This is a genomic window from Paenibacillus sp. J22R67, assembly GCF_059692175.1.
On sequence record NZ_JCAUAX010000004.1, the window covers coordinates 223,095 to 239,907 of the forward strand.

General features: G+C 47.2%; 10 protein-coding genes. All 10 read left to right on the forward strand.

Going from position 1 to position 16,813, the window contains the following annotated elements; genetic code table 11:
- Positions 1–16 precede the first annotated feature (16 nt).
- Complete coding sequence (locus AC58VC_RS17320; protein ID WP_497370004.1) at positions 17–1,465, forward strand: NAD-dependent malic enzyme; 1,449 nt, start codon at positions 17–19, stop codon at positions 1,463–1,465.
- 579 nt (positions 1,466–2,044) lie between these two features.
- Positions 2,045–4,165: a beta-N-acetylhexosaminidase family protein gene (locus AC58VC_RS17325; RefSeq protein WP_497370005.1), complete on the forward strand. Its 2,121-nt coding sequence runs from the start codon at positions 2,045–2,047 to the stop codon at positions 4,163–4,165.
- A 156-nt stretch (positions 4,166–4,321) separates the two neighbouring features.
- On the forward strand, positions 4,322–6,466 hold the full coding sequence (locus AC58VC_RS17330) for a beta-galactosidase trimerization domain-containing protein (RefSeq protein ID WP_497370007.1): 2,145 nt from the start codon (positions 4,322–4,324) through the stop codon (positions 6,464–6,466).
- A gap of 16 nt (positions 6,467–6,482) precedes the next feature.
- Positions 6,483–7,673: an iron-containing alcohol dehydrogenase gene (locus AC58VC_RS17335; protein WP_497370581.1), complete on the forward strand. Its 1,191-nt coding sequence runs from the start codon at positions 6,483–6,485 to the stop codon at positions 7,671–7,673.
- Positions 7,670–9,121: a CoA-acylating methylmalonate-semialdehyde dehydrogenase gene (locus tag AC58VC_RS17340; RefSeq protein WP_497370009.1), complete on the forward strand. Its 1,452-nt coding sequence runs from the start codon at positions 7,670–7,672 to the stop codon at positions 9,119–9,121. Before AC58VC_RS17335 ends, AC58VC_RS17340 begins: the two co-directional genes overlap by 4 nt.
- 209 nt (positions 9,122–9,330) lie before the next feature.
- On the forward strand, positions 9,331–10,887 hold the full coding sequence (locus AC58VC_RS17345; protein ID WP_497370010.1) for a type 2 periplasmic-binding domain-containing protein: 1,557 nt from the start codon (positions 9,331–9,333) through the stop codon (positions 10,885–10,887).
- Positions 10,888–11,100: 213 nt separating this feature from the next.
- The gene (locus AC58VC_RS17350) at positions 11,101–13,428 is read left to right on the forward strand and encodes a helix-turn-helix domain-containing protein (RefSeq protein ID WP_497370011.1); all 2,328 of its coding nucleotides are present in this window, start codon (positions 11,101–11,103) and stop codon (positions 13,426–13,428) included.
- Positions 13,429–13,994: 566 nt separating this feature from the next.
- Positions 13,995–14,945, forward strand: a complete 951-nt coding sequence (locus tag AC58VC_RS17355) for an ABC transporter permease (protein WP_497370012.1) — start codon at positions 13,995–13,997, stop codon at positions 14,943–14,945.
- A 33-nt stretch (positions 14,946–14,978) separates the two neighbouring features.
- Positions 14,979–15,860, forward strand: a complete 882-nt coding sequence (locus tag AC58VC_RS17360; RefSeq protein ID WP_497370013.1) for a carbohydrate ABC transporter permease — start codon at positions 14,979–14,981, stop codon at positions 15,858–15,860.
- A gap of 49 nt (positions 15,861–15,909) precedes the next feature.
- Positions 15,910–16,788 (forward strand): NAD(P)-dependent oxidoreductase, encoded by an 879-nt coding sequence (locus AC58VC_RS17365; RefSeq protein ID WP_497370014.1) that lies wholly within the window; start codon positions 15,910–15,912, stop codon positions 16,786–16,788.
- Positions 16,789–16,813: the final 25 nt, after the last annotated feature.

Sequence of the window (16,813 nt, forward strand, 5' to 3'; positions counted from 1 at the left end):
GAGGGAGAGAAGTATATTGAAATCCTCATCTAACAGCCTCATCTTGCGTATTGAATTGGATCAGAAGGTAACAACCTTCGGTGAAGTGGCTAATGCCGTCAGCCTTGTCGGAGGAGATATCGTAGCCATTGACGTGATTCGTTCTGATAAACAATCGACAACGAGGGATATTACAGTCAATCTTGGAGACCAAGCCGAGGATTTGATAGCGGATAAAATTAGAATGCTTCCGGGTGTTGTTTTGCATCATATATCGGATCCAACTTTCCTTGTTCACTTAGGAGGTAAAATTGAAATCCAGCCTAAAATACGGGTGAAAAACCGGGATGATTTATCGAAGGTTTATACACCAGGTGTAGCTAAAGTATGTATGGCAATTCATGAAAATCCGGATAAAGCATTTACTTTGACGATTAAACGCAACACTGTTGCTGTGATCTCCGATGGCACAGCTGTTCTAGGTTTGGGGGATATTGGCCCCGAAGCAGCTATGCCGGTGATGGAGGGAAAGGCAATGCTGTTTAAGCAATTAGCAGGTGTGGATGCTGTTCCGATTTGCCTAAATACCAAAGATACGGAAGATATTATTCGAACAATCAAGAATATCGCTCCAGCCTTTGGTGGGATCAACTTAGAGGATATCAGTTCTCCGCGGTGTTTTGAAATTGAGTCTCGTCTTAAGGAAGAGTTAGATATTCCTGTGTTTCATGATGACCAGCACGGGACAGCAGTTGTTGTTTTAGCTGGACTTATTAATAGCCTTAGGTTGACCAAAAAGAGAATTGAGGATATCCGGATTGTTGTTGTGGGTATTGGTGCAGCGGGAGTCTCCATTATTAAAATGCTCTTGGGAGCTGGGGCTAAGACAATCTTGGCTGTTGATCGTCAGGGCATTCTGACTCGTGACAACACCTACGAGAATCCGTTGTGGGACTGGGTAGCACAGAACACGAATCAGGAGGATCGAAAAGGCAGCTTATCTGATGCGATGAATGGTGCTGATGTTTTCATAGGTGTTTCCGGACCGAACGTGTTAAAACTGGAAGAGGTTCATCGTATGGCTAGCGATCCGATCATTTTCGCAATGGCGAATCCAACTCCTGAGATAGACCCCGAATCGGCTGCTCCCTATGTCAAAGTGATAGCTACGGGTCGAAGCGATTTTCCGAACCAAATCAATAATGTACTTTGTTTTCCAGGTATATTTCGAGGGGCACTTGATTGCAGAGCGAGCCAAATTAATGAAGAAATGAAACTGGCTGCATCGAAGGCCATCGCATTCACGGTTACAGATGATGAGTTAAATGAACAATATATTATTCCATCCATTTTTAATGAGAAGGTCGTTCAAGAAATTCGAGATCAAGTTGTGCAGGCTGCTATTCAAACAGGAGTTGCACGTCGAATACCGCCTGAATTTAAAGGCTCGAAACCATTAGAGCGAAGATTAACACCAATTCGTTAAGCTAAGGTCGACCGGAAACTATCCGGTTGACCTTTTTGAACAGAATGTATAGGTATTGGATTCTGGGGTAAGCGAAGCTTACCCCAGATTTATTTGTGTTGAGCACTCCACCCCCTGATATTTCCTGTTATCGCTTGAGCGGTTCCTTCCTCCCCAGCAAATGGAACTACATGGCGCTATATCATCGAAATAGGCTCTTTTTCGCGCGGAGGGGAACTGTGGTCCGCTATTTGTCCGTTTTCTTAAAGAAAACGGAATCAGCGGTCAAATAAGGTCCTGCAGTTCCGCTTGAACGCGGAAACGGGCTGAATTTGCTAGAATAGCGGCCTATAGTTCCTCAAGGGTGTATCGTTGACCAACTTAACTCTAGTATGAGGTTACCCCTCCGCCAAGTGTCTCAGTAACGGACAAAAAATGATCAGGAAGACAATTATTGTCCCTGAATAAGCATTCAGGATACATCAAGAATTGTCGGTTCAATGCTTCGAAATCACTTGTTACAATCAAGCTTGTAGCAAGAAGTAAGCACAGCAAGCCTAACAACGATAATGTCTTAATTAGGGAAGGAGTGATCTGAAGGTGACAACGACGTTTATGTATCACAAGGATTCATCCATGATTCGTTTTGCAGCTTCTAAGCTGCTAGACACAATAAAAAGAATTGAGGGAACAGTTCAACCTTTGGATATAGCACCTAATGTACCTAATGTTGTATCTACAAGTGTAATCATCATATCCGATAAGGAGGAAGCCGCAAGTAAATATGGCATAACGATCGATAACAGCGTCGCTCCAGAGGGCTTCGAGATCCGTAAGCTGGAGGGGCAAAGTTCCTTAACATGGTACATTTTGGCTGGTGATGAAGCGGGTGCTATGTATGGAACGCTGGAGCTGGAAGAACGACTACGGGGTTATGGATCGTTAAGGGCAATTCCGGCTTGTGTCATGAATGCTCGCTTTCCATTCCGTGCCATTAAATTCAATCTTCCGTGGTCAAGCTATCGGAAGAATGAATGTTTCGAGCTTCAAAAGGACACGGTCCGTGATCTTGCCTTTTGGCAAAAGTTTCTCGATATGATGGCTCAGAACCGCTATAACGTTCTTACGCTGTGGAATCTACATCCATTTCCATACATGATTCGTCCTACGAATTTTCCGAAGGCATGCCCTTTCAGTGAGGAAGAAATGGCAGAGTGGAAGCTGTATTGGACGGCTTTATTCCGGATGGCCAAAGAACGCGGTATCGAGACGTATATGGTCAATTGGAATATTTTCGTATCGGAAGCCTATCGGGAGCATTATGATCCTCAAGCGATAAGCGACGAAACTTTCTACCATTATGGCCATTCTTACTCCACGGAACTGATCCAACAATATACCAGAGAAAGTGTCACTCAGCTGATTGATGAGTATCCGGATCTGACCGGGCTCGGAATCTCTTTGGGGGAAAGAATGAACGATATGTCTCCTCAAAGTCGGCAGGATTGGGTTAATAGCGTGTATTTTGAAGGGATGAAGCAAGCAGGCCGACCCGTGAAATTCATTCATCGCGCACCGTTTTCCGTAGATCCTTCGATTACAAGAAATGCGATTGAAAGTAATGGCTTTATGCCTGAGCCGGTATGGGTGGAAGTTAAATTCAATTGGTCGCATGCCTACTCCTCCTCCAAGCTGCTGCTGACGCATGGCGGTTCGCAGGGGATGGAGGGGTACTGGAAACCATCGCCAACGAATTACAAAATTACCTGGATGGTCCGCAACGAGGACTTCTTCACGCTTCGCTGGGCGCAGCCTGATTTCATTCGCGAGCATATTGCAGAGAACGGGCAGGAATACGTTGGAGGCTACTATATTGGGTCGGAATGCATGATTCCTGGCATCGACTACTCCCATCAGAAGGAAAGTGATCATAAGGACTGGACCTATCTGTTTGAAAAAAACTGGCTGTATTACATGCTTTGGGGAAGGCTGCTGTATGAACCTGATACACCCGATCGTGTATTTGAAAAAGCGATCCAACAGCGTCATCGTGCTCCGATCGGAGTGCCATTATTGAAAGCGTATGCAGCCGTCTGTAAAATGCCAATGGCCCTCGCTTCCATGTATTCGTTCACATGGGATTTCACCTTATATGCCGAAGGCTTCATGTCCACGGACGAAGCGGAATACGATGGGGGAGCATCGTTTATTTCGCTGCAGGATCTTATGGAGCGGCGAACGTTCAATCCTCACTATCTATCCGTATCCGAATATGTGGATCATCTCGTAGAAGGACAGAAAACGGACAGGGTTTCACCGCTCAAACTGGCAGAGACGCTAGAGTCGGATGCGATTCGCGGACTCGAATGGTTGGCGGCTATTAAAGTCGATACACCTGTAATCTGTTGTGAAAAGGCTGACATTGAAGCGTGGGCTCATTTAAATTATTATTTTGCAGATAAACTTCGGGCTGCTGTTTCTTATGAGCTGTTTAGAAGAACTGGAGATGAAGCAGAGCGCCTTCATGCGATTCAGCTTCTGAAGGAACCACATGCAGCTGGACACTGGGAGCGGCTGATCGCAGTAACCAAGGCTCATTATGTCGAACATCCCTTGATGCACCTGGGCAAGACACCCTTCTCATGGGAGCTTTATCGTCCGCAGGTGCTTTCAGATATCGCCTTTGTATGTGGCGAAGATCAGATGTCAGCGAGCGAATGATTTCAATTTGCATAGGACAGTTTATGTCTTCTTGGACAAATATTGCGTTGAATAAGAGATAAGGCATCAAAACAAAAAGTGTCTATGTGATGCGGCACTAACCGTATCTATAATCAAACTTAGCAGCATTCAAATGACTCATATTGGGGGATGAATATGGCAAAATCGGATTGGTTGACGAAGCGAAGCAGAGGCGTACATCTTACGATTAGGGATGTAGATTGTCTCGATTTCGACACGGAGCGTTTTGCGAAGGATTTGAATGAGCTTGGTGTAAATGTGCTTTCGTTTTTTTGTGCAGGGTATGTGACGGTGCATCCTACAAACTTGTTGATCAGAAAGAGTCCCTTTCTGGGGAATCGGGATCTGACAGGGGACATCGTGAAAGCTGTTCAAGCTTATGACATCCGCGCGGTGGCGGCAATGGATCTGAGTCTGATTCCAGGTAATGCAGCGTTAGAACATCCGGATTGGTGTTCTTGTGATCATGAAGGTAAGCCATATAAAGCGAATCAGGACTTAGGCGATTTCTATATTGCTTGTCCGTTAAGCGGATATCAAAACGAATACCTAGCGGAAATTTTACGCGAAATCGTGATGCGCTACGAAGTCGACGGCATCAAATTCGGCGGAGGAAGCTACGGTTTTTCCTCTTACGGTAACGGTATTTGTCACTGTGCCCGCTGCAGAGAAGCATTCGGGGCTTACGCTGGCAGCCATATTCCGGTGAAAGAGGATTGGAATGATCCTGTCTGGGGAACTTTTCAACGGTGGCGGCAGCAGCGTGTTGTGGAGCGCTCTAAATTTCTATATGACTTAGTGAAATCGCTCGATCCGAATATGCCAGTTATGTGCAACAGCGTCTGCTTTGGGGAAACGGGATGGACGACAAAAGGCGCATTAGATATTGAAGGAATGGCGGCCTACATCGATGCGGTTCAAGTGGAAGCACAAACCCGGATTCGTGTGGAGGGTGATTCAAGCCATTGGGACTTCCTGCTGTGGCCTGCGGAGGAAGCGAATTTCCTGGACAATGTTAGCGATCATCAGCCTTGGGTACTCGCCTCCTATTTTCAAGCGTGGCCGTGGCGTAGAAATGCTGTACCGCCAGCTGAACAGAAGGTGTACATGGCACAGATTTATGCGAATGGGGGCAATGCCATCCTGAATTTATCCGGCGGGCCGATCAAGGGGCATCAGGATCAGAGAGGCTTTCCGGCAGTGCAGTCGCTTTATCACTTTGTAGCTGATAATCAAGACTATTATAACGATGACCGATCCGGCGCCAACGTTGCTATCGTCTACTCCCAGGATACCCTCTTTTACTACGGGAAGGAGAAGCCGAAGCTTAACTATGTCGACGCGATCAGAGGTGTTGAATTGGCATTGTCGGACAGTCACATTCCGTTTGATATCATCTCGGATGCCGTAGTGAAGAAGGGCAATCTCGGCAAATATCGGACGATCATCCTGCCTTCCGCTGCCTGCATGTCGGAAGAGACAGCTGCCGCACTTAGCCAATATGCTAGGAAAGGCGGTAGTGTCATCGCTTCGTTTGAAACTTCCTTGTTTGATACAGATGGCAGCAAACGGGCAGACTTCCTGCTCGCAGATTTATTGGGGGCTTCTTATCTAAGTACGGATTCCGTGATGGGAGAGGAGAATGGTGTATATAAGCAAAGCTATTTAAATGTACATAATTCCTCACATCCTTTACTGGAAAGGCTTGGGGACACTTCGGTGATTCCGGCTTCAAACGCTTATTGCCGGGTCGCCGCCGCCAAAGAATCCGTGGTGCCGTTGACTTTGTCCGCGCCATTCCGTGTTTTCCCCGAGGGGCAGTCGTACACACTGGAGCCGGATACCGGAATGCCGATGTTGATTGCGAGGGAGCAGGCAGGCGGCGGTAGAACCGTGTATTTTCCGGGACAGCAGGACGCGGCTTTTGCGCGATATGGTTATCCGGACTGGGCTCTCTTGCTGGTGAATGCCGTGCTTTGGACGACTAGGGAGCGCTTGCCGTTACAGCTGGATGGTCCTGAGACGCTGCTAGCAACCTTAAGAGTTCAAGAAAGAAGGCGTCTGGTTCATCTTGTGAACATTAATGGCGGCAGGAGAATGTTTAGGCAGCTCATTCCGGCCCGTGACGTGATGATTCATTTGCCGTTAGGTGAGGGCTTCAAGCCACAGCGAGCTTTTATGTTGTCTGACCAAAGCCCGCTTACGATGACAAGAGAAGGAGATTCTGTATCTGTCCTGGTGTCAAGTGTATTGGATTACGATGTAGTAGTTTTTGAATGAGGAGGTGCTAAGCATGATTCATGAGATTATGATGCCGCTGAGAATCAGCATGGGGTTGGGAGCTTTCTCAGGGGTGGCTTCCTACGCGTCAGGTCTAGGGACCAAAGTTTTAATCGTTAGCGATCCCATTATGGAACAAATCGGCCACATCCAGACGTGCAGAAGTTATTTGGAACAAGCAGGCTTATCGTGTGCGGTCTATAGAGGTGTTGATACGGAGCCAACCGACCAGCATGTTGATGAAGCGCTGGCGATCTGCCGGCAGGAGCAGTGTGATGTGATTGTCGCTTTGGGTGGAGGCAGCTGCATCGACGCAGCCAAGGCGACTGCTGTTATGATGACGAATCAAGGATACATCGGAGACTATGTCTTGGGTATGAAAAAGTTCGCTAACCGGCCATTGCCGTTGATTGCCATACCAACAACGGCGGGTACAGGGTCTGAGGTCACGAAGGTGACGGTCATCATTGATACCAGGCGGGATGTCAAAATGATGATTGCCCAGCCGGAGTTGGTACCGCAAGTTGCTATCGTAGATGCTCTGCTGTGTATGTCGTGCCCTCCATCTGTGATCGCATCGTCGGGCCTCGACGCTTTGTGTCACGCCATCGAGGCGTACTGGTCCCGGAAGGCAAATCCACTGAGTGACGGTTGGGCGCTTCAGGCAATTGCATTACTGACCAAACACTTGCCTGTCTGTTATGCGAAAAAGGGGGATGCGGAGGATTTCGCCCAAATCGCACTTGGCTCTATGTTGGCAGGCGCTGCATTCTCTAACGCTTCGGTGACGTTGATTCACGGCATGTCAAGGCCGCTGGGAGCCCTATTCCATGTTCCTCACGGAATATCCAACGCTATGCTGATGCCCGCAGTTCTCGAATTCACATCAGGCTATGCGCAGGAGCGTATGGCCGAGATCGGACGCGTTATGCGACCGGACTTGGTTGACAGCGGCAGTGATAGACTGTCCGCTGCTGTCATGGAGGAGATCCGTACATTATGCAGCCTCTTGCACATTCCGAATTTGCGTGATTGGGGGATAGAGCGCGAGGCGTTTGACAAAGCGATATCGAAGATGGCTTCTGATGCGATAGCTAGTGGAAGTCCTAGCCATCACCCGAGAACGGTAACCGCAAGTGAAATTGAAGGTCTATATCGGATTTGCTACGATTACGAATTGAAGAAGGAAGAGGGAGCGGCGCGATGACAACGATACCGGATTTACATAATTATATCGGGGGTAGGTGGGTTCCTTCCGACAGCTCCTCCTATGAGATCGTGCTGAACCCGGCGACAGGAGAAGCCATCGCGCGAGTACCTTTGTCTTCGCGAAGCGACTTAGATGCTGCGGTAGAAACAGCACGCAGCAGCTTCACAACCTGGAGAGATACCCCTGTACCTAAGCGTGCGCGTATTCTTTTTAAATACCAGCAACTATTGGTAGAGAACTGGGAGGAACTTGCCCGTCTTATTACGCAGGAAAATGGTAAAAACTACACGGAAGCCTATGGTGAAGTGCAGCGCGGGATCGAATGCGTCGAGTTTGCGGCAGGTTCACCAACGCTTATGATGGGTTCTCAGCTACCCGACATTGCGACCGGCATCGAATCGGGCATGTACCGATATCCGCTTGGTGTCGTCGCGGGCATCTCGCCCTTTAACTTTCCGATGATGGTGCCATGCTGGATGTTTCCGTTAGCCATTTCATGCGGTAACACGTTTATTCTGAAGCCATCTGAAAGAACTCCACTGCTAGCGAACCGGTTGGCAGAATTGTTCTCCGAGGCGGGCCTGCCGGACGGCGTGCTCAACATTGTACACGGTTCAAGGGAGATTGTTAACGGGATTATCGAACACCCGGACATTCAAGCGATCTCGTTCGTAGGTTCCCAACCTGTTGCGGAGTACGTGTACAAATCATCTGCAGCTCATGGCAAGAGAGTTCAAGCGCTGGCAGGGGCCAAGAATCATAGTATCGTGCTGCCTGACGCAGATCTAGAACTTACAGTGAGCAATATAGTGAGCGCAGCATTTGGCTCGGCCGGTGAACGGTGCATGGCATGTTCCGTGGTCGTAGCGGTAGGAGACATTGCAGATCCTCTGGTTCATAAATTGAAGGAAGCAGCCAGTCAGTTGAAGATCGGCAACGGGCTCGAAAGAGATGTCTTCCTCGGTCCGGTTATCCGATCTTCTCATAAAGAAAGGACGATAGACTACATTGAAGCGGGTATTCGTGAAGGCGCTTCTATTGTAGTGGACGGACGAAATGCGACAGCGACGCAGGAGAGTGGTTATTTTCTCGGTCCGACTATTTTTGACAGGGTCCAAACCGATATGAAGATTTGGCAGGATGAAATCTTTGCACCGGTCTTAAGTATCGTTCGCGCGAGCAGTTTGAAGGAAGCGATTGATATCGCTAATCGCTCAGAGTTTGCTAATGGTGCGTGTCTGTATACGGACAGCGCGAAAGCGATCAGGCAATTCCGCGAGCAGATCGATGCGGGGATGCTGGGCGTCAATGTCGGGGTGCCTGCGCCTATGGCTTTCTTCCCCTTCTCGGGTTTCAAGAAATCATTTTATGGAGATCTGCATGCGAATGGTAGAGACGGTGTTGAGTTCTACACCCGTAAGAAGATGGTAACTTCCCGCTACTAAGACGCTTGCCGCACGTGCTACAATGAGGAATCAGACAATTTATTCCGGTCGGACAAAATTTGTGGTTGGCTCCAATTGGACGGTAGTAACAAGAAATGTCGCTAACGTGCTTCCTGATGAGAGGCTAGAATAAAGAATGTAAGCGTTACCGAATTCTAGATTGCTTGCGAATGGTCACGTGATTCGAAATAACTTGAGGAGGGGCTCCTATGTCGAAGCTGTATAGAAAGTGTTTCAGTATGGTAATGGCCAGCATGCTTTCAGTTGGTGTCTTGGCAGGATGTGGGGATAACAGCGCACCGGCAGGAGGTGCAGACAATGCGGCTAAACAAGGGGATTCGAACAAGGCGGCATCAACGGAGCCGTTAAAACTTCAGTTCCTCGTTCCATCCTATGCGGATGTGCCGGACATGAAGGATGAATATTGGACGGAATGGCAGAAAAAAACGAATACTCAATTGAATATGGAATGGGTTCCATCGGGGGACTACGATACGAAATTTGACCTGGTGTTAGCGTCGGGGAATTTGCCTGAAATTATTGTATCGAGCAATATCACCCGGCCTACCTTGCTTCAAGCCATTAATCAAGGAGCATTCTGGGATTTGACGCCATTCCTCGGTGATTTTAGCAAATACCCGAATATGAAAAATAACAGCGGCCCGAACGTGTGGAACTTTATGAAATTGGATGGAAAGGTATACGGCATTCCACGCAACCGTCCGCAAATCGATTTGGGCATTAAGATGCGCAAGGATTGGCTGGATAAGCTGAATCTGCCAATACCTACAACGATCGATGAGTATGCAGCAGATCTGAAGAAAATTGTGGACAGCGACGTAGATGGCAACGGTAAGAAGGATACGATCGGCATCATCGGCCACGGTTTCTTACTGGCTGACGGCGATGATACTTATTCGGGTGCCTTTGGCGGCCTTGATCCGGTTTACGATAAAGACGGCGGCATGATCAAGAACCAATTGACTCCTAATTATACGGAAATGGTCAGCTGGCTTCGCAAACTGTATGCCGATGGCATTCTTGCGAAAGAATTCTCTTCGATGAAGAAAACACAGGCGGAAGAAATGTACGCTACGGGACGCGCCGCATCCTATGTACGAAATATTTGGCGGGATTATACATGGGAGCAGATGAATCAGAAGACGCAACCGGATGCGAAGGTCATAACCCTTCCTCCACTTAAGGGGCCTGGCGGTATGACGGTAAGTTTGGCGAACCCCACATTCGGCGCATTCTATATATCCAAAAAGGTGCCAGAAGCCAAAGTGAAGCAAATTCTTGATTATTTTGAGAAAACCACGACTACGGAATATACGGATTTCAACTACTACGGTATCGAGGGTGTTCACAACAAAGTAGTGGATGGTCAACCGCAGCTGACAGATCTGGGGATCAAGCAGGTAACTACCAATACGAATCAGGTATTTTCACTAGCATTTAACAACAAGATGAAAGTGCTCAATCCATCAGCGCCGAAAGCTTACAACGATGCAAAAATGAAGGAAGTCGAGGTCTATGGACAAGTTGGAAAGCTGAACCCATTCTCGATCATCAATTCGACTACGTGGACAAACGTGTGGCCGAAGTACGAGAAGGAGTGGCAGGCAATGGCAACGAAAGCGATTGTTGGCCAAATTACCATGGAAGAGTACAAGAGTTATGTGGATAAGCTGAATGAAAACCCGGATTTGAAGAAAGCGTACAAGGAATTTACGGAAAGCTACAAGCAGTATTTTGGCAAATAAGAATATGGCATAGCACCGCTTGGTGGCTGACCGGAAAGAGATTTCCGGTCCCTTATGTCCATAAGCTGGAGGAGATCGCGGGCTAGCGCCTTAGACTCCTCTTTGCTATATGAATAGGAGTTAAATAAACAAGCTGTTGCCAAAGGGTTCGTCATACGACAAAGCGAAGTATACTCAGACAGTACAAACATGCAAATGGATGTGGGGGGCAATATGATTAACTGGATAAAACACATTCGTCAGTCAGGTTCCAAACATGTCACCAGTCATGGAAGGTATTTGTATAAGCTGATTTGGCTTGGATGCATTTCAGTTTGCATTCCTTTAATACTGGCTAGTGCAGTGTACTATCAATTTGCTATGAACCGGGCGCAAGAGCAAATTATGAGCGAAAGCAATTCGTCGTTAACCAGCATGAAGGATCGTGCCGAGAGGATTTTTCAGACCATTGAGCAGGAATCGCTACAGCTCGCTGTCGATCCTATTTTAACAGGCTTCTTTCTAGACCCGAATCAAGACAACAGCTGGCTGTGGCACCGAGATTTCCTGGATAAAATCAATCTGGTCAAAAATAGCGATAGCTTTATTGATGAAGTGTATTTTTATAATACCGTGGAAAATGTCGTGTTATCGAATCGATACGGGGTCATCGAAAAAGAAAACTATCCCTATAAAGATGACATTGATCGTATCATCGCAAGCGGAGAGCTCTCTCAGTGGGCGTATTTGCCTTCCGCGCAAAAGGATGGTTACGTGACATTCGCACGCCGGCTTCCTAATATAGGAGGCGGTCAGGCTCAAGGTATTCTCGCTTTTGAAATTGAAAAGTCTGCAGTCAGTGAATTTTTGGATTCCAATACGTATTTACTGCCGATGGGCCAGAATTTGTACGTTATTCATCATAAGCGTATCCCTGGAAGTGAGGAGCTAGGCTACGATCAGGCTATTTCACTAATGAAACGTTTGGACAGCATAGATGGTATCAAGGATAGAAGCAGCAATACAGACAGTTTCCTGAGCAAAGGCATCGATGGGGAACAAGCACATTTTCTGTATACCAAAAATATATACGGGCGAATCTACGTTACCGTTGTACCTGAGAAAACAATTGCCAGCCAACTGAACTGGATACGCAACGTGACCCTTCTGTTCTTGTTCATTTTTATCACCTTCGGAGTCGTATTGACCTATTTCAATTCCAAGCGCGCTTATAACCCGATCGGGCAGTTGATGAAGCATAGCAAGGCGCTGCGGATTGGGCAAATCCAAAATAAACATAACGAACTCGATTATATCAAGGAATGTCTGGATTTTCTAAACATGGAAACGGAAAAGCTAGGTGGTTTTATGGCCAGCATTCAACCTACTCTTAGGGAGAAATTTCTTCAGCAGTTGATTAGCGGAGAATACTTAAGAAAGGAGCCGCTGCTCCGTGACTGTGAAGCCAATGGTATTGCCGTACAGGCGACCAATGTCGTCATCATCGTGGATGCTGATAATATTGCCAGGGAGAAACGATTTCGACCGGAAGAAAAGGGGATCATTGCTTTTGTCATTTCGAATGTTATGCAAGAGTTAATTCAGAAGTATCCCAGCGTGCGAGGATATGTGATTCCTGACAGGGGCCGTGGGGTAGCGCTGCTGCAGTTCAGGGCTGATACAGAGCAGGAAGAGATGCTTCGTCAAACGGAGGAATATGCGGAATCCATCTGCGACTCCCTGAAGGAGCACTTATCGATGAAGGCGACAGCTGGTGTCGGTCGGTTCTACTTTCATATCGAAGATGTGCCGGTTTCCTGCAAAGAAGCGGAAAGCGCCCTGCAGTATCGGATATTCAACAATACGAAGAATGTTCTGTTTATTGAACATCTGGAGAATGAGAAAAAGCAAACGGCTTTCCGTTATCCTCGGGAATTCGAAACCTCAATCATTGATGCCTTGGATCGAGGAGAACTGGAAATGGCAGCGGAAGGTTTGACCGCTTTCTCCGAAGCGATTCGTGCTTCCCAGTCTTATCGTTTTATTTATCAAAGCTATAATTTACTGCTATCCACGCTGATAACATCTTTGGAAAAGCAAGGGGCCACACTGCTCGATATATTGGATCACGATTGGTTCGGGCAACTTCAAACGAGGCAGACTTCGCAGGAAATCGCTGATTGGTTTGCGGGTAGCTTATTTCCAATGTATACCTGGCTGACAGCGAATTACCGGAATGAATCGGGACAATCCGTCATCCAGCAGGTATGCAAGCATATTCGGGAGAATTGCGGCAGCGACTTGTCATTGGTGCAATGCGCAGAGCAAGTGGGACTCAGTCCTTCGTATTTAAGCCGTCTTTTTAAGAAGGAAATGGGTGTAAACTTCCTTGATTTCGTTGTTGAGTGCAAGGTCGATGAGGCCAAGAGGTTGCTCAGGGAAACGGATCACAACGTGAGTGAGATCGCGATGGCCGTGGGGTATTCGGAGCGTAACCTGAATCGTATTTTTCAGCGGTTTATCAAAATGTCTCCGAGCATGTTCCGGACGCGTCAACGATAATAATAGGTTCTAAATTGGTGGGGTGTTCCAAAAGCCATGAAAATGGCGGGGCGCCTTTTTTTTGTTTCGTGAAAAAGAAACCATTCCTTTCGTAGAATGGAGGTACTAGTCTCCCCTGCTAATGGATCTCGCAGGGAGAACGTTTCTGCAACGATGAAAAACATCGTTGCGGTATGAACGTAGCCCGCGCAGGATGCGGTAACGATGAAAAACATCGTTACACGCTGTACGCAGCTCGGATGCGCGGGGGAAACTTATATGCAACAATGAAAAACATCGTTGCGGTATGAACGAAGCCCACGCAGGATGCGATAACGATGAAAAACATCGTTACACGCTGTACGCAGCTCGGGTGCGCGGGGGTGGCACTCATCGCCGTTTATGCGGATAACGGACAGATTTTGCTGCAAAGACAATAATTGACGTTCGAATAGCAGATCCTAGCTTCTCAAGAACTGTCTGTAGGATGCCTAACAGCCCGGTTATATAGTAAGTATTGTAATGGAAGGGTTTACATGAATCCGAACGTTGAACATCTAGGAATATAAAAAGAGAGGTGCAAGAGGATGCAGTCGACCGCAGAGTTAACAACCAAGGGCATAACGAAAACCAACTCCCGCAGCTGGACGAATTTGGCCCGGCACAAATATGTCTATTTACTTGCTTTGCCTGGCGTTCTTTATTTCATTGTCTTTAAATTCGCTCCGATGTGGGGGCTAGTGCTGGCCTTTACCGAGTACAACCCTTACGCAGGAATCAGCGGAAGTGAGTGGGTCGGTATGAAGCATTTCGTCGAACTGTTTTCGGATCCGAACTTTTATATCATGCTGCGCAATACGTTCGCGATCAACATCTTTGGTTTGATCTTCATGTTTCCCGTCCCAATTGTGCTTTCACTGATGCTTAATGAAGTGAGACATGAGGCGTTTAAAAGGTTTAACCAATCTATCGTCTATTTGCCGCACTTCTTGTCCTGGGTTGTCGTTGTCAGTTTAACGTTCTTCATCCTGTCTTCTGATGTGGGGATCGTTAACAAAGTCATTACGGGCTGGGGGCATGAGTCGGTTGCATTCCTATCCAATCCTAATTATTTCTGGGCGCTTCTTACAGCTCAAAATATGTGGAAAGAAGCCGGCTGGGGAACGATTATCTTCCTGGCTGCCATGGCCGGGGTAGATCCCCAGCGATATGAAGCAGCTGTCGTAGACGGAGCTAGCCGTTGGAGACAAATCTGGCATATTACACTGCCTGCAATCCGGCCTACCATTATTATTTTATTGATTTTGCGTCTGGGGCATATGGCGGATGTCGGCTTTGAGCAAGTACTCCTCATGATGAATCCCCTTGTTTCTTCCGTAGGTGAAGTATTCGATACTTATGCTTACAACATTGGCGTCCTACAGGGGAAAGTCAGCATCGGTGTGACGGTTGGGATGTTTAAAGGCGTGGTCGGTTTGGTGCTGGTCATGGTCTCTAATTATATTGTGAAGAAGATGGGGCACGAGGGTATTTATTGAGATCATCTTGGATTGAAAAAGGAGGATGGAAGTATGAGTTTTGTTGCCCAAAAAAAACTAACCTTGTTTGATTATGTGAACTATTCTCTGTTGGCCTTGATCTCGATCGTGTGTTTGTTTCCATTTATTTATGTGTTCAGCGTATCCTTCACCGATCCGAAGGTGTACATCCCGCTGAAATTTTATTTGTTTCCGGATAAGTGGTCACTGTCTGCTTATAAATATATTTTATCAACCAACAGCTTCATCCATGCACTGAAAAGTACGGTGTTCATCACGGTAATTGGAACTTTCCTGAATCTCGTTGTATCTTTCAGCTTCGCTTATGTGTTAACCAAAAAAACGCTTCCTGGAAGAAAAATTTTATTGGGAGCAGTCGTTTTCACGCTAGTGTTCAATGCAGGCATATTACCAAGTTATTTGCTTATCAAGCAGTTGGGACTGCTGAACTCGTATTGGTCGCTAATTTGGCCAACCCTCACGAGCGCGTGGAGTTTGCTTGTGATTAAGAGCTTCTTAGAGTCGCACCCGCCGGAGCTCGAGGAGTCTGCACGCATTGACGGGTGCACCGAGATTGGCGTATTTCTGCGTATCATCATCCCGCTGTCGATGCCGGCAATTGCTGCATTCATGCTGTTCTTTGCTGTCTCCCATTGGAACACTTATTTCAACGCACTCATCTATATCTCGGATTCAAAAAAATGGACACTTCAAGTGTTGATTAAATCCCTTGTTATCGATTCGGACTCCACGGGTGTTGGACAAGCGGGTGCAGGCGGAGACGATCGAATTGTACCTCAGGAAACGATCCGTATGGCGGCGATTATGCTGGCTATGGCTCCAATCCTTCTCGTTTATCCCTTTTTGCAAAAGCATTTTGCCAAAGGTGTCATGCTGGGGTCTGTCAAAGGGTGATTGCAAGCTGTTTGAACCACAATTTTGAAGTCAAAGGATGGGAATGAAAATGAACTTATCAACAGGCAATGTCAAAGTCGGTTTTATTGGTCTAGGAGTAATGGGCAAAAGCATGGCACGCAATCTAATGAAGGCTGGTTATCGCCTGTATGTATACAGCAGAACGAAAAGCAAAGCAGAAGATCTGATACAAGCAGGTGCCATATGGAAGGACAGCGCTGCTGACGTAGCTCGTGAGGTGGATGTGACAATTACAATGGTCGAGTATCCCAGTGATGTGGAGGACATTTTCTTAGGGGCTTCAGGAGTCGTAGCTGCTGCTAAACCAGGTGCTTATGTCATTGATATGACGACGTCAAGTCCCGCGTTGGCCTTACGGATTTACGAGGAGTCTCGGGAAAGAGGACTAAAGGCGCTGGATGCACCGGTATCGGGAGGAGATATCGGAGCTAGAGACGGGAAACTTTCCATTATGGTGGGGGGAGACGAAGACGCTTTCGAGTCCGTTCTGCCTGTCTTTCAGGCGATGGGGAGCAATATCGTCTATCAAGGAGCAGCAGGCGCTGGTCAGCACACGAAGATGTGCAATCAAATAGCCATAGCAGCCAATATGATGGGAGTCTCAGAAGCGCTTGTTTATGCTGAACGATCTGGCTTGAATCCTGCTAGGGTGCTGAAGAGTATAGAGAGCGGAGCAGCCGGCAGTTGGTCGCTAAGCAATCTTGCACCGAGAATCATGCAAGGTAATTATGAACCGGGGTTTTATGTCAAGCATATGATCAAGGACTTGGGCATTGCTTTGCAGTCAGCCGAGGCTATGGGGATTGAAGCATACGGATTATCACTGGCAAAGACGCTTTATGAAAGATTAGCTGCGTCAGGTGAAGAGAGCAGCGGTACGCAGGCGCTGATTAAAATATATCGATAAAAGCAATGGTGGAATTTTCGAAAAA

What these genes read in the sequence shown, in the direction of transcription:
- AC58VC_RS17330 (WP_497370007.1), top strand. Translation starts at nt 4,322, where the DNA reads ATGGCAAAATCGGATTGGTTGACGAAGCGAAGCAGAGGCGTACATCTT.
- AC58VC_RS17360 (WP_497370013.1), top strand. Translation starts at nt 14,979, where the DNA reads ATGAGTTTTGTTGCCCAAAAAAAACTAACCTTGTTTGATTATGTGAAC.
- AC58VC_RS17355 (WP_497370012.1), top strand. Translation starts at nt 13,995, where the DNA reads ATGCAGTCGACCGCAGAGTTAACAACCAAGGGCATAACGAAAACCAAC.
- AC58VC_RS17350 (WP_497370011.1), top strand. Translation starts at nt 11,101, where the DNA reads ATGATTAACTGGATAAAACACATTCGTCAGTCAGGTTCCAAACATGTC.
- AC58VC_RS17340 (WP_497370009.1), top strand. Translation starts at nt 7,670, where the DNA reads ATGACAACGATACCGGATTTACATAATTATATCGGGGGTAGGTGGGTT.
- AC58VC_RS17345 (WP_497370010.1), top strand. Translation starts at nt 9,331, where the DNA reads ATGTCGAAGCTGTATAGAAAGTGTTTCAGTATGGTAATGGCCAGCATG.
- AC58VC_RS17365 (WP_497370014.1), top strand. Translation starts at nt 15,910, where the DNA reads ATGAACTTATCAACAGGCAATGTCAAAGTCGGTTTTATTGGTCTAGGA.